Source organism: Pantoea sp. PGP6 (genome assembly GCF_053474785.1).
This window is the reverse complement of record NZ_JBQBMA010000001.1, coordinates 1,341,306-1,367,228: the sequence shown is the minus strand read 5'-3', so window position 1 is coordinate 1,367,228 and position 25,923 is coordinate 1,341,306. Positions and strand designations below refer to the sequence as shown.

Here is a 25,923-nt window from a genome sequence, read left to right as displayed (position 1 = left end):
ACGCGTTAGCCTAACCGCGCGCGGTAACGATCCGGTGTGGTTCCGGCCTGCTGCTGAAACATCACAATCAGCGCCGATGCCGAGCTATAGCCCAGTTCGTGGGCGATGCTCTGCACGCTGACGCCCTGCTCCAGCAGTACGATAGCGCGCAGAAAACGCAGCCGCTGTCGCCACTCGCCGAAGGTCATGTGCAACTGCTGCTGACAGCGCCGCGCCAGCGTGCGTTCGGTGGTAAAAACCCGCGCTGCCCAGCCGGCCAGCGTGGTGTTATCACCCGGATTAGCTTCCAGCGCATGCAGCACCGGTGCCAGAAATTTATCGGTTGAGGTCGGCAGGTAGCTCTCCTGTACCTGCGCCAGCGGCAGACGATCGCGTAGTACCTCACACAGACGCCACTGCGCTTCGGTGACCGGCTGCTCGATCTGCTGCCCGGCAAACTCATCCATGATGGCGTGCACAATCGGATCGACAATCAGCAGGCAGGCGCGCTGTGGCAGGCCGGTACACAGCGCGGCGGCGAGGTTAAAGGTGCGGAACTGCGCCTGACGGTGGTTATAGCTGCTGTGCCGGTGGCCTGGCGGTATCCACACCGGGATATCGGCCGGAGTCAGCAGCCGCTCACCCTCTACCCGCATCTCCAGCACGTGACTTTTCACAAAGATCAGCTGTCCCCAGTCATGGGCATGCGGCAGATATTCGGTATGCGCGTTGGCCTGTTCGAAACGCATAAAGTAGTGCAGCTGTGGCGCATCCAGCGGCGGCTGGTAGGTAATCTGTAAGGTCATTATGTCCGGAGAGCGATTAATTTTGTCTGATATTAACTATCTGGATAAATCCGGACAAGCGTACACTGCGCCTCATCTAATGCTGTGGAGCGTGACCATGTTTTTCCTCTATCCGCTGTGTGCGGTGTTGATCTGGTCGATCAACTCGATTGTCAGCAAACTGTCGGCTTCCGCCATCGATCCGGCGGCGATCTCTTTCTACCGCTGGCTGCTGGCGTTGCTGGTATTGACGCCGTTTGTGCTGCCCGGCGTATGGCGGACGCGTCAGGCGATCCGGCCACATCTGTGGCGGTTACTGATCCTCGGCCTGCTCGGCATGGTGCTGTATCAGAGCCTGGCTTATTATGCCGCCCAGAGTGTCAGCGCACTGTTCATGGGCATTATCGGGGCGTTGATCCCGCTGCTCACCGTGTTGCTGAGCGTAGTGATCCTAAGGATCGCGCCGACGCTCGGCATTCTGCTCGGCAGTATCATCTCGTTTATCGGTCTGGTGTGGCTGGTGAGTCAGGGCGATGTGATGCAGTTACTGAGTCACGGACTCGGCAAAGGCGAACTGCTGATGCTGGCCGCCTCCGCCGCTTATGCGCTGTATGGCGTGCTGACCCGGCGCTGGGCGCTGCCGTTGCCGATCTGGCACAGCCTGTATGTGCAGATTTTATTCGGCGTACTGTTGCTGTTACCGGGCTTTCTGCTGGCGCCTGAGGTGTCACTTAACCGGCATAACCTGCCGCTGGTGGCGTTTGCCGGTCTGTTTGCCTCGATCATTGCGCCCTTTTTGTGGATCCACGGCGTGCAGCGCCTCGGGGCCAGTACCACCAGTATCTTTATGAACCTGATCCCGGTGTTTACCGCACTGATCGCGGTGCTGTTCCTGCATGAGCAACTGCACAGTTACCACTGGATTGGTGGCGGCCTGACCCTGTCCGGCGTGATTCTGGCCCAGCGGCTGCGTACGCCGCTAACCCGCGCTAAACCGGTCAACCTGCGTCGGTTGTAAACCGTATCGTCACGCGCAGCCCGCCCAGTTGCGGGCTGCGATCGAGCTGCATGGTGGCACCATGCCAGGCACAGATATCCTGCACCAGCGCCAGACCAATGCCGGCCCCTGGCTGAATACCAACATTATCCAGCCGCTGAAAAGGCTGTAACGCTTTTCGCTGTTCCGCCCCGTCGATGCCGGGACCGCTGTCTTCAATCTCCAGTTTGCCCGCCACCACCCGCGCGGTGACGACGCCGTGATGCGGGGTATATTTAATCGCATTATCCAGCAGGTTGGCGCACAGTTCGCCGAGCAGCACCCCGTCTCCGATCACCTGACTGCTCTCCTCGCCCTCATAACCGAGATCGATTTGCCGGGTGCGTGCCGCCGTGTAGCGGCTCAGGCAGGCTTCACGGACGATGGCCGCCAGATCGACCCGCATCATCGGCTTGTCTTCGCCGTGACGTGCCTTGATGCGTGCCAGTTGCAATAGCCGATCGGTGAGTAAGATGGTTTCATCCAGCGTATGACGCATGCCGAGTAAACTCTCCTGCCACTGTTCCGGACGTTCACTGTTGAGCGCCACGCTCACCTGGGTTTTGAGGATAGTCAGCGGCGTGCGCAGCTGATGTGCCGCGTCAGCGCTGAAGCGATCCTGCCGCGCCAGCAGGCCGCGCAGACGTTCCAGATAACGGTTAAAGGCGATGATCAACGGCTGCAGTTCTGACCACGGCAACGACGGCAGCGGGGTCAATTCGCCGCCGTCACGCTGTAATACAATGCGCGATAGCTGCCGCAGCGGACGTAATACCCGGCGCAGCATCAGGCTGGCCAGCAGCAGCGTCATCAGCACCAGCCCGCTCTGGCTGATCAGGGCGGTACGCATCAGTCCGCGGGCAAACTCCTGGCGGGAGTTAACAGTTTCAGCCACCAGCACCAGCGCCATCCCGTCGACGCCCGCCTCACTCACCGGTTGCCACAGTGCCGCCACCCGAATGCGATGCTGGTGATAGCGTCCGTCATAAAAGTGCACCAGCGCCGGATAAGCGGTCGACATTTTGCTGGCCGGCGGAATCGGTGGCAGATCGTCATAGCCCGACAGCGTTTTCCCCTGTGGCGAAATCACCTGATAAAACAGCTGGTCGTTCATATTGCGTTCGAAACTGTCGAGCACCACCCAGGGCACGTCCACCTCCAGATGATGCTGCCGCACCACCAGCCGTTCTGCCACGGTGCGCGCCGAGGCCAGCAGCGAGCGATCGTAAGCCTGATTGGCCGCCGCCAACCCGCTCTGATAATGGGTGTAAACCGACAGCGCCCACAGCAGTAACAGCGGCAGACCCAGCCACGCCAGCAGTTCGCCGCGCAGCGAATGAATCAGCCGCACGGCAGCGTTTCCAGGCTGTAGCCGAGTCCGCGCAGCGTCACGATAGCCACGTCGCTACCCGCCAGTTTTTTACGCACCCGGTGGACATACAGCTCAATGCTCTCCGGGCTGGCCTCATCCGCCAGGCTAAAAGTCTGTTCATACAGATGCTGACGGGAAACCGGCCGGCCGTGGCGCTGCATCAGGGTGGTGAGGATGCTCGACTCACGCGGCGTCAGCGCCAGCGGCCGGTCTGCCAGCAGGAAATAGCCTTCGCCATCCAGCACCAGCTGGCCCAGCGACTGGCTTTGCGCCGCCTGGCTCTGGCTGCGCCGCAGCAGCGCCCGCAACCGCGCTTCCAGTTCATCCAGCTCAAACGGCTTGGTCAGGTAATCATCCGCCCCGAGATTCAGGCCGCGCACCCGATCATCCAGCGCGCTACGCGCCGTCAGCAGCAAAACCGGCACGCTCTGTCCCCGCCGCCGCAACCGCGTCAGCACTTCCAGGCCATCGATGCGCGGCAGCGAGACGTCCAGCACCACCAGCGCATAGGCTTCACATTGCAAGGCGTGATCGGCCGCGACGCCATCCGCCACCCAGTCGACGGCAAAGCCTTTTTGCGTCAGCGCTTTCTGCAACCAACACGCCAGGTCAACCGTGTCCTCTACCAGTAAGAGACGCATATCACATCCTGTCATTAAATCCGGGCAGTGAAAGGTAAATGAAAGGTAATTGTTTTAACAATTCAGCAACGCCAATATTTCGGCGGCAATCACACTCTGGAAGAATGAATGGAGCGCACGATGAAAAAAATAATCCATACCGCCCTGACCACTGCCCTGCTGTCGCTGATGGTGCCTGCTGCCATTGCCGCCGACGGTCCGGGCCGTACCGAATGTATTGCACCGGCTAAGCCGGGCGGCGGGTTTGACCTCACCTGCAAGCTGTTGCAGGTCTCGCTGCAGGAAACCAAACAGATTGAGACGCCAATGCGCGTTACCTATATGCCTGGCGGCGTCGGCGCGGTGGCCTACAACGCGATCATCGCTCAGCGCCCGGCTGAAGCCGGCACGGTAGTGGCTTTCTCGGGCGGCTCGCTGCTGAATCTGTCGCAGGGCAAATTTGGTCGCTACTCGGTTGATGATGTGAAGTGGCTGGCGGCAGTGGGAACCGACTACGGCATGGTGGCGGTACGTGAAGATGCACCGTGGAAAACCCTTGGCGAGCTGATGGCGGCGATGAAAGAAGATCCGACCAAAGTGGTGGTCGGTGCCGGTGCCTCGATCGGCAGTCAGGACTGGATGAAAACCGCCCTGCTGGCGCGTGAAGCTGGCATCGATCCGCGCAAGATGCGTTACGTCGCTTTTGAAGGCGGCGGCGAGCCGGTTACCGCGCTGCTCGGCAACCATATTCAGGTGGTCTCTGGCGACATGAGTGAAATGGTGCCGCATCTGCAGGGCGGCAAAATGCGGGTGCTGGCGGTAATGTCCGATCAGCGTCTGCCGGGCCAGCTGGCGCAGGTGCCAACCGCCAAAGAGCAAGGCTTTAACATCGTCTGGCCGATCATTCGCGGCTACTACCTCGGCCCGAAAGTCAGCGATGCCGACTATCAGTGGTGGGAACAGGCATTCAAAAAGATAGTGGAAACGCCGGAGTTTAAAAAGCAGCGCGATCTGCGCGGCCTGTTCGAATTTAACCTGACGGGTCAGGAACTCGACAGCTACGTCAAAAAACAGGTGGCGGATTACCGTGAGCAGGCTAAATCGTTTGGCCTGGCCAAATAACCGGAGCGAATCATGAGCGATCGTATTTTTGCTGGCCTGTGGCTGGCGCTGTGCCTCGGCGGCATGGTGGTGGCCTGGCAAATTCAGAGCGAATACAGCTACGAACCGGTGGGACCGCGCCCCTTCCCGATGGCGATCCTCGGCCTGATGGCGATCTGCGCCCTGCTGATGCTGTTTCGCAAACCCGACACCATTCACTGGCCGTCCGGCGGCACGCTGAAGCGGCTGGTGGCGCTGGCGCTGATGATGCTGCTGTACGGCTGGCTGTTTGAAACGCTGGGCTTTGCCATCTGCACCACGCTGCTGACCTTTGGCATCGGCCTGCTGTTTGGCGCGCGCTGGTGGGCAGCGGCGCTGGCCGGGCTGGCGATGGGCACCACCCTGTTTTACGCCTTTGATCGCCTGCTGGAAGTGTCCCTTCCGGTCGGCAGCTGGCTGATTTAAGGAGAGCATCATGGATACCTGGTCCTTTTTGATGCAGGGCTTTGCCGTCGCCATGACGCCAGAGAATCTGCTGATTGCCCTGATTGGCTGCTTTATCGGCACCATCGTTGGCCTGCTGCCGGGCCTGGGCCCGATTAACGGCGTGGCGATTCTGATGCCGCTGGCTTTTGCTCTGCACTTACCGGCGGAATCGGCGCTGATTCTGCTGGCAACGGTCTACATCGGCTGTGAATATGGCGGACGTATCTCCTCGATTCTGCTTAACGTGCCGGGTGATGCCGGGGCGATTATGACCGCGCTGGATGGTTATCCGATGGCGCAACAGGGCAAAGCCGGCGTCGCACTGTCGATTTCGGCGGTCAGCTCGTTTATCGGTTCCACCATCGCCATTATCGGCATTATTCTGTTCGCCCCGCTGCTGGCCAGCTGGTCGCTGGCGTTTGGTCCGGCAGAATATTTTGCGCTGATGGTGTTCGCCATCGCCTGTCTCGGCAGCATGATGAGCCACAATCCGCTGAAGTCATTCCTCGCGGCACTGATTGGGCTGGGAATGGCTACCGTCGGCGTCGATGCCAATACCGGCGTCTACCGCTTTACCTTTGACAGCGTTCATCTCTCCGACGGTATTCAGTTTGTAGTGGTGGTGATTGGCCTGTTCTCGGTGAGTGAAATCCTGCTGATGCTTGAGTCGACCAGCAGCGGACAGAAGGCAGTGCGGGCCAGCGGCCGGATGATGTTCAATATGAAAGAGGCGGCGATGGCAACCGGTGCGACGCTGCGATCCTCCTTTATTGGCTTTTTTGTCGGCGTGTTACCGGGTGCCGGTGCGACCATCGCCAGCGCTATCGCCTACATGACCGAGAAGAAGATCAGCGGCAGCGACCAGTTTGGTAAAGGGGATATTCGCGGTGTGGCCGCGCCGGAAGCGGCAAACAACGCCTCAGCCTGCGGCTCTTTTATTCCGATGCTGACGCTGGGTATTCCCGGCTCCGGCACCACGGCGGTGATGGTCGGCGCGTTAACGCTGTATAACATTACGCCGGGACCGGCGATGTTTGTGGAGCAGCCGGATATTGTCTGGGGCCTGATCGCTGCGCTGTTAATCGGCAACGTAATGCTGTTGATCATGAACATTCCGATGATTAACGTCTTCGCCCGCATGCTGACCATTCCGCTGTGGTTCCTGGTGCCGGCGATTGCCGCCATCTCCGCCGTTGGCGTTTACGCGGTACACAGCACCACCTTCGACCTGCTGTTGATGGTCGGGCTGGGGATTTTTGGCTATATCCTGCGTAAAATGGACTTCCCGATGTCGCCGTTGATTCTGGGCTTTGTGCTGGGTGAGATGCTGGAACAGAACCTGCGTCGCGCCTTGTCGATCAGCAACGGGAATCTGGTGATCCTGTGGGAAAGTCTGATCTGCAAAGTGCTGCTGGTGCTGGCGATTGCGGTACTGCTGGTGCCGCCGATCTGGAAACGCTGGCGTCGTCATCGTCTGAAGCTGGCAGAAGAGTAAATCTCCCGCCGAAACGCGTGCGCCCCCGTGGGATTTCCCGGGGGCTTTTGCTATCATGGCGCATTCATTTTCCGGCGCACCCCACGCTGTTCTGTTTTCCCAAGGAATCCGCCATGCAACCTCTCAGCGGCCCCGGTGTGCCGGTCGGCGATCGTTCATCTGTCAATCCGCAAACCGGCGCAACGCGTCCCGGTTCGGTGGCCGGTGAACAGCCCCTCTCTCCTGCCCAGCGCACTACCTTAGAACGTCTGATCGTGCGTATTCTCTCGCTCAGTAATTTGAAAGCGCCTGAGCTGTGGGCCGGTGTGCGCCATGAAGTGGGCGTGAAGAGCGAAGCGGAATTACAGTCGCGCCATTTTCCGGCGGCGGAGCAGTATCTGAATGCCCGCCTGACGCAGGCGCAGACCGGTCATGCGACGCGTCAGCTGATGACGCAGCTGACCGACCTGCTGCCGAAAGGCAATAATCGCCAGGCGGTCAGCGATTTCATTCGTCAGCAATTTGGCCAGACGGTATTGAGCGCGCTGAGCCAGGACCAGCTGCGTCAGGTACTGACCATGCTGCAGAACGGTCAGATGGCGATTCCGCAGCCGCAGCAGACCCGCGTCAGCGATCGTAGCCTGCTGCCGGCTGAGCATCAGACCCTGAATCAGCAGGTGGTGCGCCTTGCGGCTGCCACCGGTGAATCAAGCGGAAAACTGTGGGCCGCGGCGTTAAAGCTGGTCAACCTGACCAGCGGCGATCCGATCCCGTCGCGCCACTTCCCGCTGCTGACGCAGTATCTGCAGGTGCGCCAGACCTTAAGTCAGCACAGCGCACCGACGCTGCAACTGCTGGAAGTCTCGCTGAAACAGCCGCTCGATCAGCACGAACAGCGTTTGCTGGAGGATTACAGCCAGCAGCGTTTCCAGGCGACGCCGCAGACGGTGCTCACCGCCACCCAGACTCAGGATCTGCTGAATTTCCTGTTCAGCCGTCGCGCCGAGAAGATGCACGAACAGCCGCTGGCCGCCAGCGAGATCAAACCGCAACCTATCTGGTCGCCGTTTGTCGCCTCACTGCCTCCGACGCTGCAGCCGCTGGCAAAACGGCCAATGCTGGGCGCATTTGTGGTGCTGGTGGTGCTGTTTTTACTGTGGCTGGTACTGTGAGTTAACAACCGCAGGCGACGTCGGGCGCGGCCACTGGCCACTCGCCCGGCGCATCTCCCCAGGTCAGCGGATGACCGTCACGTTTCCAGAAATCCAGCCCGCCAATCAGTTCCTTTACCTGAAAGCCCAGCGAAGCGAGCTTCCACGCCGCTTTGGTCGATCCGTTACAGCCAATCCCGTCACAATAGGTGACATAGACTTTACTGCGATCAAGCCGGGCAGTGCTGGCCGCGTCCATATCGCGATGGGGAAAATTGATCGCACCGCAGATATGGCCGGCGCGATAGACTCCGGATGAACGCGCGTCGATCACCACGATCGCCGGCTGGCGTTGCGCCAGATCTTCTGCCAGATCCCAGGCATCGGTATAGTAAGCGAGTTTAGCCTGTAAGTAGTCGAGACTTTGCTGCGGGCTGGCCGCCGGAACACGTAACACCAATGACATAGTGATTCTCCTGTTGTGGTATGCCGGCAGTTTACGGCAAAGTGGACTGCTCTCTGAGACCCATTTTACTTACCGGATAAGACCCTTATGCGCTCACCGCTGCTGCAACTTTTTCAGCATCAGGCCACCGGCGGCCTGCGCGAGCGGCTGTGTACCACGCTGCGGCTGGCGATTAGCCGCCACCATCTGCGCGCCGGACAACAGTTGCCCTCCACCCGCCAGCTGGCCGAGGATCTCAAGCTGTCCCGCGTCACGGTGGAGGCGGCCTACGCGCAACTGGAGAGTGAAGGCTACCTGCGGCGTGAAACCGGGCGTGGCAGCTTTGTGTCGATTACCATGCCCGAGCCGTCAGTGCCGCCTGCGGTTCATCAGCCTGCGCCTTTTTCGGCGCGCGGTCAGCAGGTGCTGGCAACCGGCGGCTGCCAGGATCCCCCTTTTCCCCATGCGTTTGCTGCCGGTTCGCCGGAGTTACGCGCTTTTCCTCATGAGACCTGGCGACGTCTGAGCAGTACCGTGCAGCGTTCACTGGGGAGCGCCGCGATGGGATATGGCGATCCCTGCGGCTATCTGCCACTGCGCCGCGCCCTGGCTGACTATCTGGCGCTGTCACGCGGCGTACATTGCCAGCCTGAGCAGGTGATGATCCTCACCAGTTCCCAGCAGGCATTACAGCTGCTGGCGCTGATGCTGCTGGATGCGGGCGATGAGGTCTGGCTGGAGGAGCCGGGCTACCCTGGCGCGCGCAACGCTTTTCTGGCGGCGGGCGCTCGGCTGCGCGCTATCGGGCTGGATGACCAGGGTGCGGTACCGATCGATGGCAGCCCGAAGCTGATGTATCTGACCCCTTCCCATCACTATCCGACCGGCGTTACGCTGAGCCTGCCACGACGGCTGGCCTGGCTGGCGTGGGCAGAGCGCAATCGCAGCTGGCTGATTGAAGATGACTACGACAGTGAATTTCACTATCACCAACGCCCGATCCCTGCCCTGCAGGGGCTGGACCGTCATCAGCGGGTGATTACCCTCGGCACCTTCTCTAAATCGCTGTTTCCCTCGCTGCGACTGGCGTGGATGGTGGTTCCGCCGGCGCTGGTGGCACCGCTGGGCCAGGCACGCAGCGTACTGGATGGTCACAGCGCCCTGCTGCCGCAGGCCATTACCGCCGCCTTCCTGCAACAGGGCCATTTCGCCAGTCATCTTCGGCTGATGCGACAGCTCTATCGCAGTCGGCGCGAGTTGCTGATCGAGCAGATTAACCAGCGGCTGACGCCGTGGATCACCCCGTTCGACAGCGGCGGCGGATTACAGTTAACGGTGAAGCTGGCGCAGGATGAGGCGCAGTTAACCGCCCGGGCCGCGCAGATCGGCCTGTTGTTGCCGCGTCTTAGTCCACTGTATGCCGGGCCGGCGCGTCAGCAAGGCTGGCTGCTGGGCTATGCGGCACTGACGCCGGATGAGATCGTGGCGGGTTGCGACAAACTACACTGGCTGCTGGCGGGGCAAGGCTGACAAGGAAGGAGGGGCAAAGAAAAGCGCGGATAAGCGGCAAAAAAAAGGACCGGCAAGCCGGTCCTTCTGGGATCTGTCAGCGCATTACGCCTGGTATTTACGCATGGTCAGGGTTGCGTTGGTGCCGCCAAAGCCGAAGCTGTTGGACATCACGGTGGTCAACTCTTTTTCCATTGGCTGAGTCACGATATTCATGCCTTCAGCCGCCGCATCCAGCGAGTTGATATTGATGCTTGGGGCAATAAAGCCATGCTCCAGCATCAACAGCGAGTAAATCGCTTCCTGCACGCCTGCCGCACCCAGTGAGTGACCGGTCATGGCTTTGGTTGCTGAGATGTACGGCGTGTTGTCGCCAAACACTTCACGAATCGCACCCAGCTCTTTCACATCACCAACCGGCGTTGAGGTGCCGTGGCTGTTGAGGTAGTCGATTGGGGTATCTACGCCGTTCATCGCCATCTTCATGCAGCGAACTGCGCCTTCACCTGACGGTGCCACCATATCTGCGCCGTCTGAAGTTGCACCGTAGCCGACGATTTCAGCATAGATGTGCGCACCGCGAGCCAGCGCATGTTCCAGCTCTTCAACCACCACCATGCCACCGCCACCGGCGATCACGAAGCCGTCGCGCTCGTTATCGTAGGTACGTGAGGCTTTTTCTGGCGTGTCGTTGTAACGGGTAGAGAGCGCGCCCATTGCGTCGAACTCACAGGCCATTTCCCAGCACAGCTCTTCGCCGCCGCCGGCAAAGACGATGTCCTGTTTGCCCAGCTGGATCTGCTCAACCGCGTTACCGATACAGTGTGCCGAGGTGGCACAGGCTGAGCTGATTGAGTAGTTTACGCCGTGAATTTTAAACGGCGTGGCGAGACAGGCTGAAACGCCAGACGCCATCGCTTTGGTGACCACATACGGGCCAACCGCTTTCAGGCCGCGTGGGCTGCGCATTGCATCAGCACCAAACACCTGGAAACGCGGTGAACCGCCGCCTGAACCGGCAATCAGACCCACACGTGGGTTGTTCTGATACGCTTCCACGCTCAGGCCAGAATCTTTAATCGCTTCTTCCATGGAAAGATAGGCATAGATGGACGCATCACTCATGAAACGCACGACTTTGCGATCGATGAGGCCGGTGGTATCTAATTTTACGTTACCCCAGACGTGACTACGCATGCCGGAATCTTTCATCTCTTCAGAAAAGGTGATGCCAGAGCGGCCTTCACGCAGAGATGCCAGCACCTCTTGCTGGTTATTACCAATACTGGAAACGATCCCTAAGCCAGTAATCACAGCACGTTTCATTCAATAATCCTCATCCACTTCTTCTTAATTGACCAGCACTCTAGCGTACACTTGTACGCCGAACAAGTCCGATCAGCCATTTCCTTTTGTAAATTTGCGTCATGTCACGCTGGTCGCTAAAATCGCGCCACTGCCTGAAAAATGAGCCTTTAGCGTGAAATTAACCCCGGTCGAACATGCACAGCTGAACTGGAATGAACAGGGTACACCTGTTTCCCGAGCGTTTGGTGACGTCTATTTCTCCAACGATAACGGTCTGGAAGAGACCCGCTATGTCTTCCTCGGGGGCAATCAGTTGCCGCAGCGCTTCGCTCAGCATCCGCGTGATGTGCTGATTGTGGCCGAAAGCGGTTTCGGCACCGGTCTCAATTTTCTCACGCTGTGGCAGGCTTTTGATGCGTTTCAGCGCCAGCAGCCGGACGCGATTTTAAAACGTCTGCATTTCATCAGCTTTGAGAAGTTTCCGTTAACGCGCGCCGATTTAACCGCCGCGCATCAGCACTGGCCCGAACTGGCCCCGTGGGCTGACGAACTGCAGGCGCAGTGGCCCGCTGCCCTGCCCGGCTGCCAGCGTCTGCTGTTTGATGGCGGCCGCATCACGCTCGATCTGTGGCTGGGTGATATTAATCAGCTGATGAGTACGCTGGATGACAGCCTGCATCGTCAGGTGGATGCCTGGTTCCTCGATGGCTTTGCGCCGTCGAAAAACCCCGATATGTGGACGCCACAGCTATTCAGTATGATGGCGACGCTGGCACGGCCGCAGGCGACGTTTGCCACTTTTACGGCTGCCGGCTTCGTGCGGCGTGGATTGCAGCAGGCGGGTTTCAGCGTCACCCGCCGGAAAGGTTTCGGACCTAAACGCGAGATGCTGTGCGGCAGCCTGCAATCAGCACCGCCGCTGCCTGCGACGCAGCCGTGGTATGCCCGACCCGCCAGTTCGTCGCGGGAAGCGGCGCTGATTGGCGGCGGCGTGGCCAGCGCCAGTTTAGCGCTGGCGCTGCTGCGGCGCGGCTGGCGCGTGACGCTCTACTGCGCCGATGAGGCACCGGCGCTGGGCGCGTCCGGCAACCGCCAGGGCGCGCTCTATCCGCTGCTTAATCAGCACGATCCGGCCATCGCCACCTTTTTTCCGGCGGCGTTCAGCTTTGCCCGCCGCCTCTACGATCGGCTGCCGCTGCCTTACGAACATCACTGGAGCGGCGTGTTGCAACTCGGCTGGGACCAGAAAAGCAGCAAAAAAATTGAACAGATGCTGGCCATGGGGTTACCTGACGACATTGCCTGTGCTGTTGATGCCGGCCAGGCAGAAGCGCTGGCGGGGGTGACGCTCGGCTGCGGCGGGATTTTCTATCCGCAGGGTGGCTGGCTGTCACCGGCCGAACTGACCTCGGCGATGCTGGCCCATGGCGAGACGCAGGGCTTGCGGATCCACTGGCTGCACCGCGTAACCGGGCTGGCGCATGACGGTGAACAGTGGACGCTGTCGTTCAGCGATCGTCCGGCGGTGCGCCATCCGACGGTGGTACTGGCGAATGGTCACGCCATCAGCGAGTTTACCCAGAGTGCGCCTCTGCCGATCTATCCGGTGGCAGGCCAGGTGAGTCACGTTCCGTCGACGCCGGAACTGAATGCGCTGCAGACCGTGCTCTGCTACGACGGCTACCTGACGCCGGTCAGTCCGCAGTTCGCTACGCACTGCATCGGTGCCAGCTATCATCGCGGCGAAACCGCCACCGCGTATCGGCAGCAGGATCAGCAGGAGAACCGCAGCCGTCTGCAACAGTGCCTGCCCGACAGTCGCTGGACCGACACGGTAGACATCAGTGCGGATGAGGCGCGTGTTGGGGTGCGCTGTGCGACCCGCGATCATCTGCCGATGGTCGGCAGCGTGCCGGATTATGCCGCCACGCTGGCGCGCTACGCCGATTTACCGGCACAGCAGGCGGCGGGCAGCGCGATCGCTGATGCTCCTGGCTTTAACGGTCTGTATCTGTTTGGTGCGCTCGGTTCACGCGGATTATGCAGCGCACCGCTGGCGGCTGAAGTGCTGGCGGCACAGTTGACCGGCGAACCGCAACCGGCAGATGCCGCCACGCTGGCTGCGCTGAATCCGAATCGTTACTGGGTCCGAAAATTGCTGAAGGGTAAACCGGTTTAAGCGGGGTTGCGGGCGGCATGCCGCCCTGTACCGTTATGCGGAGAGTTGACGAGCCTGGACAAACAGGTTGTCCCACATTCCGACCACTAAGGCCTGATCACGCGGCGACAACTCACCGGCGGCAATGGCATTTTGCAGACTACGGGTAACCTGAATCTGCAATGCTTCCGGCGTATGTTCGCCCAGTTGTTCGACTTCAGCGACCGCCAGTGTGAGGTGTCCACGCAGATAACCGCTGGCAAACAGCTCATCGTCACTGGCATGCTCAACCATGTCGTCAATCAGGGCCAGAATACGCGCTTCAAATTCTGCGATCATCTCAATTCCTCTTTTGATAATGCCTTGCTGCATCACAGATCGTCCGGCCAGGGAAACTGCGATGCGCTTAATGAAGGCCTGCCATAAAATTCCGCCAGGGCGGCAATAAAACGCGCGGGACGAGCGGGAATGCCCGACGTCAGATAGCTCATGACCTGAGCATGTACCTTACGCTGGAACGCAATGCGATCCGGCTCACAATCCCCGTCGAGATTGTCACAACTGACGTTGAAGGGAAAGCCTGCTGCAACACAAAACATCCATTCAAGCGCCTGCGGCTTCACTTCAACGGCTTCAAACTGACTCTGGGTGAGCGCATCGCGGCCATCCGGGCAGTACCAGTAGCCAAAATCGACCTGTTTGCGGCGCGCTTCACCGGCGATGCACCAGTGAGATATTTCATGCAGGGCGCTGGCATAAAAACCGTGGGCAAACACCACGCGGTTCCACGGCGACTCTGCATCTGCCGGAAGATAGATCGGTTCGTCGTCGCCTTTAATTAGACGGGTCTGAAATTCATCGCTAAAGCAGCGATCAAACAGCGTAATCAGCTGAGTGTAATCGTGTGTTGTGCTCATTGTTATCACGTAATAGTTACGGGTGCAGCGTGGCGAACCACGCCAGAACGGCGCTGCCGTGGCTGTCCCACAGCAATTTAACGCTCATGACGGCGGAGACGATCACCACCATCGGACGGATCAGCTTTTGCCCGCGGGTCAGCACCAGGCGTGCGCCCAGTCGCGCCCCGCAGAACGCGCCCAGCATCATGATCAGACCGGTTCCCCACACCACTTTGCCGCCAAACATAAAGAACAGCAGGCTACCGAAGTTGGAGGTGAAGTTAAGGATCTTGGCATGCGCCGTCGCTTTAGCGAGGTTGTAGCCACAGAGGGTGACAAACGCCAGTGCATAAAAAGAGCCAGCGCCGGGTCCGAAAAAGCCATCGTAGAAACCGATGCAACCGCCGCCCACCAGCGCATAAGCGATGCCGTGCAGGCGACGGGCGCGATCTTCTTCACCAATCCGCGGCATCAGCAGAAACCACAAACCGATAGCAATCAGAAACAGCGGCAACATCTGGCGCAGAATGTCCGCCTGCAGACGCTGAATCAGCACCGCCCCCAGCACCGAACCGAGAAAAGTCATGGCGATATTCAGCCACTGCTCATTCAGCTTCACCGCACCGCGCCGGATAAAGTAGAGGCTGGCTGAGAATGACCCGCCCACCGACTGTAGCTTGTTGGTCGCCAGCGCCTGCGCCGGGGAAAGCCCGGCGGCCAGCAGCGACGGCACGGTCAGCAGACCGCCGCCGCCGGCAATGGAATCAATAAAACCGGCCAGCATGGCGACAAAGAACAGCAGCCCGACCAGCAACGGGCTGATCACGAACCAATCCATGTGATCCCTTACAGTAAATGTTTATCCAGCAGCGCCTGACAGGCAGGCGGCAACGGTGGAGGTTCGCGTTTCACAGGCGCACCGCTACCCGGTTTTTTCGGCAGGAACCAGCTCTGCAACTCTGCGCCACAGCCATCACCCGCCGGCGGCGCAGGCTGATCTTCACAGCCGATGCTGCCGGCCGGACAGCGCAACCGCACATGCATATGGGCGCGATGGGCAAACCACGGGCGCACTTTACGCAGCCAGTCTCGATCCGCGCCAGCATCGGCACACAGCTGTTTCTTGATCGCCGGATTGACGAAGATGCGCGTGACGTCATCGTCTTTCGCCGCCAGCTTAATCAGACTGTCGATCTCCGGCTGCCAGTGACGGGCAATGACGTTTTTATCGCCTGGCCCCACCAGATCCAGCGGCTGCGGCTTCAGCAGCTGCTGCGCACTCCAGCGGGTTTTCGGCAGTTGCAGCCAGATATCCACATCCAGTCCGGTCTGGTGACTGGCGTGGCCGCTACTGAAGCGCCCACCTGCTGCCATGCCCATGTCGCCAATCAGCAGGTTACCCAGCTGCAGATTATGCACCTGGGTGCTGAGACGCTGAATGAACTGGATCAGATCGGGATGGCCGAAGTAGCGCCGCTGGTCCTGACGCATGACCTGATAATGAGGTGAATTCAGCGGCAGCGCCTGGGCACCAATGATACAACCGTTTGCAAAGCCGCCGACCGACTGCGGGGTACCGCTGATCGGCTGCTGGATTTGTTGCCATGGCGTGGCCGCCAGCATCGGGGCGCTGAACAACAGCGTGCTAAGCGTAAGCAGAAGCGCTTTCATGCGATCACCAGCGCGGCACGGGGCTGTTAACGTCCCCATTCTGCGCCCGCTGGCGCAGCAGATGATCCATCAGGACGATCGCCATCATCGCTTCGGCGATCGGCACGGCGCGGATCCCGACGCAGGGATCGTGACGACCTTTGGTGATCATCTCTACTTCTTCGCCGTCGCGGGTGATAGTTTTGCCCGGCACGGTGATGCTGGAAGTCGGCTTCATCGCGATATTGGCGCTGATGGTCTGACCGCTGCTGATGCCACCGAGGATGCCGCCCGCGTGGTTGCTCTGAAAGCCGTTACGGCGAATTTCGTCACGATGCTGGCTGCCACGCTGATTAACCACCGCAAAGCCATCGCCAATCTCGACGCCTTTCACCGCGTTGATGCTCATCAGCGCGTGGGCCAGGTCGGCGTCCAGACGGTCGAACACCGGCTCGCCCAGACCCGGCGGCACGTTTTCCGCCATTACCGTCACTTTGGCACCAATCGAGTCACCCTCTTTTTTCAGGCTGCGCATCAGTTCGTCCAGCGCGTCCAGCTTGTCTGCATCCGGGCAGAAGAACGGATTTTGTTCGACGATCTCCCACTGTTTCAGCTCACAGGCGATATCGCCGATCTGCGCCAGATAGCCGCGCACCACCACGCCGTGCTTCATCTGCAGATACTTTTTGGCAATCGCACCGGCAGCAACGCGCATCGCGGTTTCGCGCGCCGACGAGCGGCCGCCGCCCCGATAGTCACGCTGACCATACTTTTGTTCGTAGGTGTAATCGGCGTGGCCCGGACGGAACAGATCTTTGATGGCACCGTAATCCTGGGAACGCTGATCGGTATTCTCAATCAGCAGGCCAATGGAGGTACCGGTGGTCACGCCCTCAAACACACCGGACAAAATTTTCACCTGATCCGGCTCGCGGCGCTGAGTGGTATAGCGCGACGTTCCTGGCCGACGACGATCGAGATCGTGCTGAATATCTGCTTCGGTTAGCGGAATGCCCGGCGGCACACCATCAACAATGCAGCCCAGCGCAAGACCGTGGGACTCGCCAAAGGTGGTTACTCGAAAAAATTGTCCGATGCTGTTTCCGGCCATTGTGGTTCCTTGTTACGGTTCGGCGGGCGATGCTTCGCCCCACTTTTAGTCTTTGTAAAAAGAGAAATGATGCTGTGCGTCGACGATCTGCTGACGGGTCAGCATAAATACGCCATCGCCGCCGTTATCGAACTCCAGCCAGGTAAACGGCACATCGGGATACTGTTCCATCATGTGCACCATGCTGTTGCCGACTTCGCAAATCAGCACGCCCTGCTCGCTCAGATACTGTGGCGCACAGGCCAGGATGCGGCGCACCAGCTTCAGGCCATCGCTGCCTGCCGCCAGTCCCAGTTCCGGCTCGTGGTGATATTCGCCCGGCAGATCGTCCATATCTTCCGCATCGACATAAGGCGGATTGGTGACGATCAGATCGTATTTCAGCGCCGGTAACTCGCGGAACAGATCGGCGCGGATCGGCGTAACCTGCTGCATCAGACCATGTTCTTCGATGTTCTGCTCGGCAACCGCCAGCGCATCGCTGGAGATGTCGACCGCGTCAACTTCAGCCTCAGGGAACGCATAGGCGCAGGCGATGGCGATACAGCCGCTGCCGGTGCACATATCCAGAATGTGGCGCGGTTTCTCGCTGATCAGACCGGCAAAGCGATTCTCGATCAGTTCACCAATCGGTGAACGCGGCACCAGTACCCGCTCATCGACATAAAATTCGTGGCCGCAGAACCAGGCTTTGTGGGTCAGATAGGCGACCGGAATGCGCTCATTGACGCGGCGAATAACCCGCTCGACGATCAGATGACGCTCACTGGCGGTCAGGCGCGCGTTGCGCATCTCTTCCGGAATATCCAGCGGCAGCCAGAGGGACGGCAGGACCAGTTGAACGGCTTCGTCCCACGGATTGTCTGTGCCATGTCCGTACCAGATTCCGGCAGCGGAAAAGCGGCTGACCGCCCAGCGCAGCATGTCCTGAATGGTGTGCAGCTCGTTCACTGCCTCATCGACGAAAATTTTGTCCACGTAGCCCTCCGCAGGCCATTTGCTAAATCGGCCGATAGTGTGCCATGAAGCCGGGGAGAATTCAGCGCAGCAAGGTGAAAAAGCTGACATTTAATGACACTTAACGGTAAGGTATCGCCATCTGCTGTCTGACAGCCTTTTCTGATATGACCGGCCCGCCATGAGTAAAAAAACGCCCTTGAGCCAGGATGATAAAGCGCTGTTTCGGCAGTTAATGACCGGAACGCGCCAGCTAAAACAGGATACCTTTGTGCACAAGCCGCGGGTGAAAACCCGCGAGGTGCCGGTAAAACGTCTGCTTTCAGAGCAGGCGGATAACAGCCATTACTTCTCGGATGAGTTTCAGCCGCTGCTCTCAACCGAGGGGGCGACGCGTTATGTGCGCGCTGACGTCAGCCACTTTGAATTGAAAAAACTGCGGCGCGGCGACTATACGCCAGAGATATTTCTCGACCTGCACGGCTTAACCCAGCAGCAGGCCAAGCAGGAACTGGGGGCGCTGATCGCCGCCTGCCGCCGTGAGCATCTGTTTTGTGCCAGCGTGATGACCGGCCATGGTAAACATGTTCTGAAGCAGCAAACGCCGCTGTGGCTGGCCCAGCATCCGTGGGTAATGGCTTTTCATCAGGCACCGAAGATGTTTGGCGGCGATGCCGCCCTGCTGGTGCTGATTGAGATTGAGGAGTGGCAACCGCCTGAATTGCCCTGAGAGGAAGGGCCGACGTTTCGGCCCACAGACGTTAAATCGCTTTTGCCAGTTTGCGCGGACTGACCTGCCACAGCAGTTTGCCTTCACTCTGTGCCGGATCAAACTCGACGCAGGCGATAGCGGAAGTGGCGAACATTGGCGGCGCTTCCTGCGGGCAAAGTTCAGAGACTAAATACCCCACCAACGGTAAATGTGAAATCACCAGCGCGGATTTCACCCCTTCATTTGCCAGGGTTTGCAGATAGCACCCCACCAGCCCCGGGTCGCCGCCCGGCGTTAATTCAGGTAACACTTCCTGGCCTTCAGGCAGAGGAAATGCCTCACGTACCGTGGCGAGCGTTTGCTGCGCACGCAGGTAGGGACTGACCAGCACACATTCTATGTCCGGCGTCTGACTGTTAAGCCAGTTCGCCATCTGGCGTGATTCATCACAGCCGCATAGCGTTAAAGGCCTGACTGAATCACTTGCTGCTTCCAGAGCTGCATCGCCGTGACGCATGATAAAAACTTGCATAAAGCACCGCTGTTGTTTGTCGACATCGCCCGACGCATCGCGCCTGACTCTTCACTCTGCGAATGAACGCTGTGTTGTACCCTAATGGCTTCAGTATAGTCAACCGGTTGTTTATTAAATAAGCACTTCTCATATTCCTGCTGCGGCGCACACTCTGGCGACGCTTTTCTAACCCGCTGAATCGGAGTGGGTATTCCATTTCAGCCAGAAATGTAAAATTTCGTCTATTCTGCGGCGGCCTTAATCAGCGCTTCACACGGCGCGAAACGTTCGCCATGTTGCTGCATTAGCCGGGTTAATCTATTGACCTGCTCCGCCGCGCCCGATTGTTCTATATAATGGAACGGACCACCGAGAAACGGCGGGAAACCGATGCCGAACACCGCGCCGATATCGCCATCCCGCGCGCAGCGAATCACCTGCTCATCCAGGCAGCGCGCCGCTTCGTTCAGCATCATCATCACGCAGCGTTCGGCTATCTGCGCCTCGCTCTGTCGCGCCTGCGGCGTGATTTTCAGTAGGGCATAAAGCGACGCATCCGGCTTTTTACGCTGCCAGCGCGGCTGATCGTAGCGATAGAAGCCTTTGCGGTTTTTACGCCCTTTGCGGCCATCATTCAGTACCGCCTCAAACGCAGCAGGCGCGGCAAAACGCTCGCCGTAAGCCTGCTGCAGAATCGGGGAAATTTTGCTGCCGACATCAATGCCGACCTCATCCAGCAACTGGAGTGGACCGACCGGGAAACCAAATTTCACCAGCGCACGATCGATATGCTCAATCGGTTCACCTTCCAGCAGACAGCGCATCGCCTCATTTATATAGGGTGCCAGAATCCGGTTAACGTAAAAACCGGGCTTATCCGCCACCACAATCGGCGTTTTGCCCTGGCTGCGCGCCAGTGCCACGATCGTTACCAGTGTTTCGCTGGAGGTATTCAGATGGGGAATGACCTCCACCAGCGGCATTTTCTCTACCGGGCTGAAATAGTGCAGTCCGATAACGTTTTCCGGCCGCTGCGCCCCGGCAGCGATATCCTCAATCGGCAAGGAAGAGGTGTTAGAGGCAAATATCGTCTGCGGCTGACAGTGTGATTCAATCTCACGCACCATCTGTTGCTTGAGCGCCAGATCTTCAAATACCGCTTCAATCACCACATCACGCCGGGCGAAGCCCTGATAATCAATGCCGCCGGTGATACGGGCCATCTGCTGCTGACGCTGAGCCGGGGTGATCTGACGGCGTTTAACCTTTTTGCTCAGCAGCTCCCAGCTGGTTTTCAGCGCATGGTTTATCCCCTCCAGCGAGATATCCTTTATGCGCACCGGTAACCCGGCGTTGATGGCACTGACGCTGGCGATACCGCCGCCCATCAGGCCGCCACCCAGAATACCGATGTTGTGGACCGGGCGCGGCGTCGCGTCGCCACCCCGTTCTTTTTTCATCGCGGTGGTTGCGAAGAACAGACCGCGTAACGCAACCGATTCTGGCGTCATAGCCAGCTCACCAAAGGCGCGGGCTTCAGCATCATGTCCGGCACGGCTGCCCTGCTCCAGTCCAATGCGCACCACGTCAATAATGCGTTTTGCCGCCGGGTAGTTGCCCTGCGTTTTGGCGGCGGTCTGGCGACTGGCCAGCGCAAACAGCGCCTGACGCGCAATCGGTCCCTGTAGCAGGCGATCGCGCAGCGGCAGCGTACGGGCGCTGGCCTTGCCTTTTTTCACCCGTGCGATAGCGGTCTCCAGCAAAATCGCCTGCGGCACCGCATCATCAACCATGCCGAGTTTACGGGCCTGTTTCGCCCGCAGGTTTTTACCGGTCAGGATCAGCGGCAACGCCTGCTGCACGCCGATCAAGCGAGGTAACCGCTGCGTGCCGCCTGAGCCGGGCAATAAGCCGAGCTGGACTTCCGGCAAGCCAAGGCGGGTTTTATCATCCAGCGAGCAGATGCGCGCATCGCAAGCCAGCGCCAGCTCAAGCCCGCCGCCGAGGCAGGCACCGTGAATCGCGGCCACTACCGGGAAAGGCAAGGCGGCAAGCATCGCCATCACTTCCTGTCCCTGTTTCGCCAGCGCTTCAGCATCTGCGGCACTCTGACAGCGATCGATCATGCTGATGTCGGCACCGGCGATAAAGTTGTCAGCTTTGCCCGAAATCAGTACCAGACCGGCCAGCTGAGGATCGCGCCGCGCCTCGGCAATAATGGCAGCGATCTGGCCAGCAAATTCCGCTTTAAGGGTGTTCATCTTCTCGCCCGGCACGTCAATGGTTATGACGCCGACGTGATCCAGCCGCAGCTGTAAATGAAAAGCATTCTGCTCCATTATTCGGCCTCCAGAACCATTGCCGCACCCAGACCACCGGCCGCACAGGCGGTAACCAGTCCTAATCCACCCCCGCGCCGCCGAAGTTCGTTCAGCGTCTGGGTGATCATTCGCGCACCGGTAGCGGCAAAAGGATGGCCATAGGCGATCGATCCCCCCAGTACGTTAAAGCGCTCTTCATTCACCTCACCCAGCGCATGGGGACGATTCAGCACTTCGCGGGCAAAGCGCTCATCCCGGAACAGTTGCAGGTTACTCAGAGTCTGAGCGGCGAAAGCTTCATGCATATCAATCAGCGTCAGATCGGCCAGCGTGATGCCAGCGCGGTCCAGCGCCACGGGCGAGGCGTAGGCCGGGCCCAGCAGCATATCCTGCTGTACGCCAATCGCGGTAAAGGCATAGCTGCGCAGATAGCCAAGCGGTTGCAGTCCCAACTCACGGGCGCGCCCTTCACGCATCAGGATGACTGCTGCCGCACCGTCCGTCAGAGGCGTACTGTTGGCGGCAGTCACGCTGCCGTGCTGGCGATCAAACGCCGGACGCAGCCGGGCATAATCTTCAGCTTTGGCATCCATCCGCACGTTATTGTCCTGATCGATTGGCTTTTTCCAGGGCGGCACCAGCGCCGCCATCACTTCCTGTTGCAGCACGCCCGATTGCCATGCTTTGGCGGCATGCTGGTGAGAACGCAGCGCCAGCGCATCCTGTGCCTGACGACTGATACCGTGGCTTTTGGCCATCTGCTCGGCGGTGTCGCCCATTCGCAGTCCGGTTGAATACTCGGCCACCGCAGGCGGCACCGGTAGCAGATCACGCGGGCGCAGACGACGCAGAATCTGTAATTTTTGCGACAGGTTGCGCGCTTTATTGAGATCAACCAGGGCTCGCGCCAGGGTTTTGCTGACGCCAATCGGCAGCACCGATGACGAATCAGCGCCACCGGCGATGCCGGCAGAGATGGTCCCGGCCAGTAAACTTTCACAGACGTTAGCCACCGCCTGAAAACTGGTGGCGCAGGCGCGGCTGACGCTGTACGCGTCGGTATGGACGCTGAGTCCGCTGCTGAGTACGATTTCGCGCGCAATATTCGGCGCTTCGGGCATCTGCACTACCTGACCAAACACCAGCTGCTCAATCACGTCGACCGGCAGTTCGCTGCGTGCCATTAATTCGCTGACCACCATCCGTCCCAGTTCTACCGCCGGAATGCCATGGAAGCCGGTCGCCTGGCGCAAAAAAGGGGTACGTAACCCGTGGGTAATCGCGATGCGTTCGCCATCGCGCGTCAGCAGCGGCTGCGCTTTGCTCATTGTTCTCACCTGTGAATCGGGACTGGGGCATCATTGCCCAAAGAGGTCTGACCTGATCCCAGTGTTAACCACAAGCGGGTGAGTCGCCAATATCGAAAGGGAAAAATTGCGAAGGGAAACACGAAAATGAAAAACGCCGCTCTGGAAGCGGCGTCTGGCGGGTTAGCGTAAACCGAGCTGGAAAATCAGGGTTTCTGCCTGGCAGCAGAAGGTGAAATCGATATCGAGCTGTACTCCCTGGTCCACATCGCTGAAGCGTGCCTCAATCAGGCAAGGGTCAGACTCAACTTCACGCGCACGTTCGGTCAGGCTGGCCAGTTTTGCTTCAGCATCAGCGCGCTGTGCAAACCACTCCGACCAGCTGGCAGTGCAATCGGTATTATCCATTACCGTGCCGACATCGACGCAACAGCAGGCTGCCGTTTCGGTCGCACTGCATTTTTTAATGGCATCAGTCATCATTTTCTCCTGACGATAGTCTGGTGGGATAAGCAATTTTATGCGCCAGATTTTACCTCTTCGGTTAAAGATGCGCCATCAACCTGTAGCTAAGTGACGAATATCACAATAAAATTTGATCCAGAACAAACTGGACTGGTTATGCTGTGCTGCGTCGGGTCAGTTTTGTTACGCAGATCGAATTTTAAGCGATCAATCCTGAAATATTTTAAAAACAATATTGCAACATGCACACAGGTCGGACCTATACTCTCCGCACTGGTCTGATATGTGCGATTTACATCAGTCCCTACAATCCGCCGTCCCTTGTTACGCGACGTAATAACGTTAAATAATAATTCACATGAGGTTGTGGTCATGAACCATAAAAACCTGTTTGCAAAGTCAGCCGTGGCGGCTGCAGTGGCGCTTGTCTCTTCACATGTTTACGCAGCTGGGTTTCAGTTAAATGAGTTTTCTTCGATTGGTTTAGGTCGCGCATATTCAGGCGAAGGCGCAATGGGCGATACCGCCGCGTCCGCCAGCCGTAACCCGGCAACCATGGCGTTAATGGATCGTCCGGCGTTTTCCATCGGGGCGGTGTATATCGATCCGGATGTAAATATCAGCGGACGCAGCCAGAGTGGCCGCAGTCTGGATGCAAATAATATTGCCCCGAGCCAATGGGTGCCGAATATTCATTACGTCCAGCCAATTAATGATCAATGGTGGATTGGCGCGTCTGCTACCTCCAATTATGGCTTAGCAACAGAGTTTAATAATGGTTACACCGCTGGCGGCTACGGCGGTAAAACCGACCTGATGACCGGCAATTTTAACCTCAGCACCGCTTACCGACTGAATGAACATTTCAGCGTCGGGGTGGGATTTGATGCGGTCTACGCCAAAGCGAAAATAGAACGTTATGCCGGTGAATCAGGCGCAGCGTTACGCATCCCGGCGGATACCCAGGTCGCCCATCTGAAAGGTGATGAGTGGGGCTACGGCTGGAACGCCGGTATCCTGTATGAAGTAGATGAAAATAACCGTTTCGGCTTTACCTACCGCTCAGAAGTCAAAGTTGATTTTGATGGCGATTACAAAAGTAATCTCCCTTCTGCGCTGAACGCGGTTAATAATCCACAGCAGTCCGGCATCCCTTTTGGCACCAACGGCTCGACCATTCCAGGCGCGCTGACCCTCAACCTGCCGGAAATGTGGGAAGTGTCGGGCTGGCATAAAGTGGCACCGCAGTGGGCGGTTCACTACAGCATGGCTTATACCAGCTGGAGCCAGTTCCAGGAGCTGAAAGCGACCGGTTCCAACGGTCAGACCCTGTTCTATAAAGATGAAAGTTACCGTGATGCCTGGCGTATCGCGCTCGGGACCACTTACTTCTACGACAAGAACTGGACCTTCCGTACCGGTATCGCCTTTGATGACAGCCCGGTTCCGGCAGATAAGCGTTCGATCTCCATCCCGGATCAGGATCGCCTGTGGTTAAGCGCCGGGACCTCCTACGCGTTTGACGACAATGCTTCGGTCGATGTGGGCATCTCTTATATGCACGGCCAGAACGTGACGGTCAAAGAAGGCCCGTATACCTTTAATTCCGAAGGTAAGGCCTGGCTGTATGGCGCGAACTTTAACTATAAGTTCTGATGCGCAGAGGCCAATAAAAAGGGCGACTCACCGGAGTCGCCCTTTTTGCTGCTATAAAAACCGCACCTTACTGCGCGTCAATATCCTGCAGATCGTCCTGAATCGCGGCTGCGTTCGGGTTCTCTTCCGGTTTGAGCTTGCCACTGCGCGCCAGGAAATCGTGACGCTGGAAGTAGGCGTTGCGAATAAAGGCGTATGGATCGCTTTGCTGTTTGAGGATGGCATCCGAGTCGAGCAGCTGTGCCCGCGTCTCAATCCCTTCCAGCGTCCATTTACCAATCGACATCGGCCAGGTCAGCCAGCCGAGAATCGGATAGAGGGTATCGACGTAGTCGCCACCATCCTGACGGACGGTAAAGCTGCCGTAAGCCGGCAGTTCAACGTAAGGACCATAGCCGACGCCATAGTGGCCCAGCGTGGTGCCGAAACGGTGCGGCTCTTCACGCGCCAGCTCCGGATTAGCTTTACCGGCCACATCAATGAAGCCGCCCAGCCCCAGCACGCTGTTCAGGAAGAAACGGGTGAAGTGAATACCCGCATCACGGCCGTTACCGACCAGAATGGCGTTAACCATGCTGGCGGGTTCTTCGAGGTTACCGAGAAAATTACTCAGGCCGGTGCGGGCTGGCACCGGTACATAGTCGCGCCAGGCGACGGCTACCGGGCGAAGCACATAGGGATCGAGCACGTTGTAGTTAAAGTTGAACATCGTGCGGTTAAAGCCTTCGAACGGATCGCTGCGCTGAGCAGGTTCGTCATTCGCCGGCTTCGAACTGGCACAACCCACCAGAAGAACGCTGGCAACAGCCAGGCTGGTCAGGCGATAATTCATTCCAATCTCCCTGTGCGGATGAAAAAAAGTCTGCTCACCCTTCAGGCGGCAGTCCATTAACGAACCTGTATACCC

25 protein-coding genes are annotated in these 25,923 nt (G+C 58.7%); 9 read left to right on the top strand and 16 right to left on the bottom strand.

Annotation, left to right across the window (positions count from 1 at the left end):
* Positions 1 to 5: 5 nt before the first annotated feature.
* Positions 6 to 785, bottom strand: coding sequence for an AraC family transcriptional regulator (locus ACLIBF_RS06610; RefSeq protein WP_031377189.1), 780 nt, complete (start codon positions 783 to 785; stop codon positions 6 to 8).
* 97 nt (positions 786 to 882) lie between these two features.
* Here ACLIBF_RS06610 and ACLIBF_RS06605 point away from each other — a divergent pair, with 97 nt between their 5' ends.
* The gene (locus tag ACLIBF_RS06605; protein ID WP_046288513.1) at positions 883 to 1,782 is read left to right on the top strand and encodes a DMT family transporter; all 900 of its coding nucleotides are present in this window, start codon (positions 883 to 885) and stop codon (positions 1,780 to 1,782) included.
* Here the strand turns inward: ACLIBF_RS06605 and ACLIBF_RS06600 are convergent.
* Both ACLIBF_RS06600 and tctD read right to left on the bottom strand, forming a co-directional pair.
* On the bottom strand, positions 1,763 to 3,151 hold the full coding sequence (locus tag ACLIBF_RS06600; protein WP_046288184.1) for a sensor histidine kinase: 1,389 nt from the start codon (positions 3,149 to 3,151) through the stop codon (positions 1,763 to 1,765). The genes ACLIBF_RS06605 and ACLIBF_RS06600 overlap by 20 nt on opposite strands.
* A complete protein-coding gene (tctD, locus tag ACLIBF_RS06595; RefSeq protein WP_069728999.1) occupies positions 3,142 to 3,813 on the bottom strand; it encodes a transcriptional regulator TctD in 672 nt (223 codons plus the stop codon). Before tctD ends, ACLIBF_RS06600 begins: the two co-directional genes overlap by 10 nt.
* A 120-nt stretch (positions 3,814 to 3,933) precedes the next feature.
* On the opposite strand from tctD, the gene ACLIBF_RS06590 reads away from it, so the two are divergent.
* From ACLIBF_RS06590 to flk, 4 genes are all read left to right on the top strand, one after another.
* Positions 3,934 to 4,914 (top strand): Bug family tripartite tricarboxylate transporter substrate binding protein, encoded by a 981-nt coding sequence (locus tag ACLIBF_RS06590; protein ID WP_279810007.1) that lies wholly within the window; start codon positions 3,934 to 3,936, stop codon positions 4,912 to 4,914.
* A gap of 12 nt (positions 4,915 to 4,926) precedes the next feature.
* Entirely contained in the window at positions 4,927 to 5,358 is a 432-nt protein-coding gene (locus tag ACLIBF_RS06585) for a tripartite tricarboxylate transporter TctB family protein (protein ID WP_279810006.1), read from the top strand.
* Positions 5,359 to 5,368: 10 nt separating this feature from the next.
* Positions 5,369 to 6,874 carry a tripartite tricarboxylate transporter permease gene (locus ACLIBF_RS06580; RefSeq protein ID WP_031377186.1) on the top strand — a complete coding sequence of 502 codons (1,506 nt, stop codon included), beginning with the start codon at positions 5,369 to 5,371 and terminating at the stop codon, positions 6,872 to 6,874.
* A gap of 113 nt (positions 6,875 to 6,987) precedes the next feature.
* Positions 6,988 to 8,025 (top strand): flagella biosynthesis regulator Flk, encoded by a 1,038-nt coding sequence (gene flk, locus ACLIBF_RS06575; protein WP_031377185.1) that lies wholly within the window; start codon positions 6,988 to 6,990, stop codon positions 8,023 to 8,025.
* Between the two features lies 1 nt (position 8,026).
* Here flk and ACLIBF_RS06570 read toward each other — a convergent pair whose 3' ends face one another.
* Positions 8,027 to 8,470, bottom strand: a complete 444-nt coding sequence (locus ACLIBF_RS06570) for a rhodanese-like domain-containing protein (RefSeq protein WP_031377184.1) — start codon at positions 8,468 to 8,470, stop codon at positions 8,027 to 8,029.
* A gap of 87 nt (positions 8,471 to 8,557) precedes the next feature.
* On the opposite strand from ACLIBF_RS06570, the gene pdxR reads away from it, so the two are divergent.
* Entirely contained in the window at positions 8,558 to 9,979 is a 1,422-nt protein-coding gene (gene pdxR, locus ACLIBF_RS06565) for a MocR-like pyridoxine biosynthesis transcription factor PdxR (RefSeq protein ID WP_031377183.1), read from the top strand.
* An 84-nt stretch (positions 9,980 to 10,063) separates the two neighbouring features.
* Here pdxR and fabB read toward each other — a convergent pair whose 3' ends face one another.
* On the bottom strand, positions 10,064 to 11,284 hold the full coding sequence (fabB, locus tag ACLIBF_RS06560; RefSeq protein WP_031377182.1) for a beta-ketoacyl-ACP synthase I: 1,221 nt from the start codon (positions 11,282 to 11,284) through the stop codon (positions 10,064 to 10,066).
* Between the two features lie 154 nt (positions 11,285 to 11,438).
* Between fabB and mnmC the strand changes: the two genes are divergently transcribed.
* Positions 11,439 to 13,445 (top strand): bifunctional tRNA (5-methylaminomethyl-2-thiouridine)(34)-methyltransferase MnmD/FAD-dependent 5-carboxymethylaminomethyl-2-thiouridine(34) oxidoreductase MnmC, encoded by a 2,007-nt coding sequence (gene mnmC / locus ACLIBF_RS06555; RefSeq protein WP_069729004.1) that lies wholly within the window; start codon positions 11,439 to 11,441, stop codon positions 13,443 to 13,445.
* A 33-nt stretch (positions 13,446 to 13,478) separates the two neighbouring features.
* On the opposite strand, the gene ACLIBF_RS06550 is transcribed toward mnmC, so the two are convergent.
* Genes ACLIBF_RS06550 through prmB form a run of 6 tightly spaced genes read right to left on the bottom strand, consistent with a single transcriptional unit; the run spans position 13,479 to position 18,062 of the window.
* On the bottom strand, positions 13,479 to 13,763 hold the full coding sequence (locus ACLIBF_RS06550; RefSeq protein ID WP_010257960.1) for a YfcL family protein: 285 nt from the start codon (positions 13,761 to 13,763) through the stop codon (positions 13,479 to 13,481).
* Between the two features lie 32 nt (positions 13,764 to 13,795).
* Positions 13,796 to 14,341, bottom strand: coding sequence for an elongation factor P hydroxylase (locus tag ACLIBF_RS06545; protein WP_031375923.1), 546 nt, complete (start codon positions 14,339 to 14,341; stop codon positions 13,796 to 13,798).
* A gap of 16 nt (positions 14,342 to 14,357) precedes the next feature.
* Positions 14,358 to 15,161 carry a sulfite exporter TauE/SafE family protein gene (locus tag ACLIBF_RS06540; protein ID WP_031375922.1) on the bottom strand — a complete coding sequence of 268 codons (804 nt, stop codon included), beginning with the start codon at positions 15,159 to 15,161 and terminating at the stop codon, positions 14,358 to 14,360.
* Positions 15,162 to 15,169: 8 nt separating this feature from the next.
* The gene (mepA, locus tag ACLIBF_RS06535) at positions 15,170 to 15,994 is read right to left on the bottom strand and encodes a penicillin-insensitive murein endopeptidase (protein WP_069729005.1); all 825 of its coding nucleotides are present in this window, start codon (positions 15,992 to 15,994) and stop codon (positions 15,170 to 15,172) included.
* Between the two features lie 4 nt (positions 15,995 to 15,998).
* Positions 15,999 to 17,084, bottom strand: a complete 1,086-nt coding sequence (gene aroC, locus ACLIBF_RS06530; RefSeq protein WP_279810004.1) for a chorismate synthase — start codon at positions 17,082 to 17,084, stop codon at positions 15,999 to 16,001.
* Positions 17,085 to 17,129: 45 nt separating this feature from the next.
* Positions 17,130 to 18,062: a 50S ribosomal protein L3 N(5)-glutamine methyltransferase gene (gene prmB, locus ACLIBF_RS06525; protein WP_279810003.1), complete on the bottom strand. Its 933-nt coding sequence runs from the start codon at positions 18,060 to 18,062 to the stop codon at positions 17,130 to 17,132.
* Positions 18,063 to 18,222: 160 nt separating this feature from the next.
* Here prmB and smrB point away from each other — a divergent pair, with 160 nt between their 5' ends.
* Positions 18,223 to 18,771, top strand: a complete 549-nt coding sequence (gene smrB, locus ACLIBF_RS06520) for an endonuclease SmrB (RefSeq protein ID WP_031375918.1) — start codon at positions 18,223 to 18,225, stop codon at positions 18,769 to 18,771.
* Between the two features lie 31 nt (positions 18,772 to 18,802).
* On the opposite strand, the gene sixA is transcribed toward smrB, so the two are convergent.
* From sixA to ACLIBF_RS06500, 4 genes are all read right to left on the bottom strand, one after another.
* Positions 18,803 to 19,285: a phosphohistidine phosphatase SixA gene (gene sixA, locus ACLIBF_RS06515; RefSeq protein WP_031375917.1), complete on the bottom strand. Its 483-nt coding sequence runs from the start codon at positions 19,283 to 19,285 to the stop codon at positions 18,803 to 18,805.
* 224 nt (positions 19,286 to 19,509) lie between these two features.
* Entirely contained in the window at positions 19,510 to 21,606 is a 2,097-nt protein-coding gene (gene fadJ / locus ACLIBF_RS06510; RefSeq protein ID WP_279810002.1) for a fatty acid oxidation complex subunit alpha FadJ, read from the bottom strand.
* Complete coding sequence (fadI, locus tag ACLIBF_RS06505) at positions 21,606 to 22,916, bottom strand: acetyl-CoA C-acyltransferase FadI (RefSeq protein WP_279810001.1); 1,311 nt, start codon at positions 22,914 to 22,916, stop codon at positions 21,606 to 21,608. Before fadI ends, fadJ begins: the two co-directional genes overlap by 1 nt.
* A 162-nt stretch (positions 22,917 to 23,078) precedes the next feature.
* Positions 23,079 to 23,375, bottom strand: coding sequence for a YfcZ/YiiS family protein (locus ACLIBF_RS06500; RefSeq protein ID WP_082097556.1), 297 nt, complete (start codon positions 23,373 to 23,375; stop codon positions 23,079 to 23,081).
* 357 nt (positions 23,376 to 23,732) lie between these two features.
* Between ACLIBF_RS06500 and fadL the strand changes: the two genes are divergently transcribed.
* Positions 23,733 to 25,016, top strand: coding sequence for a long-chain fatty acid transporter FadL (fadL, locus tag ACLIBF_RS06495; RefSeq protein WP_279810000.1), 1,284 nt, complete (start codon positions 23,733 to 23,735; stop codon positions 25,014 to 25,016).
* A 67-nt stretch (positions 25,017 to 25,083) separates the two neighbouring features.
* Here fadL and mlaA read toward each other — a convergent pair whose 3' ends face one another.
* Positions 25,084 to 25,848, bottom strand: a complete 765-nt coding sequence (gene mlaA, locus ACLIBF_RS06490) for a phospholipid-binding lipoprotein MlaA (protein ID WP_448309488.1) — start codon at positions 25,846 to 25,848, stop codon at positions 25,084 to 25,086.
* Positions 25,849 to 25,923 lie beyond the last annotated feature (75 nt).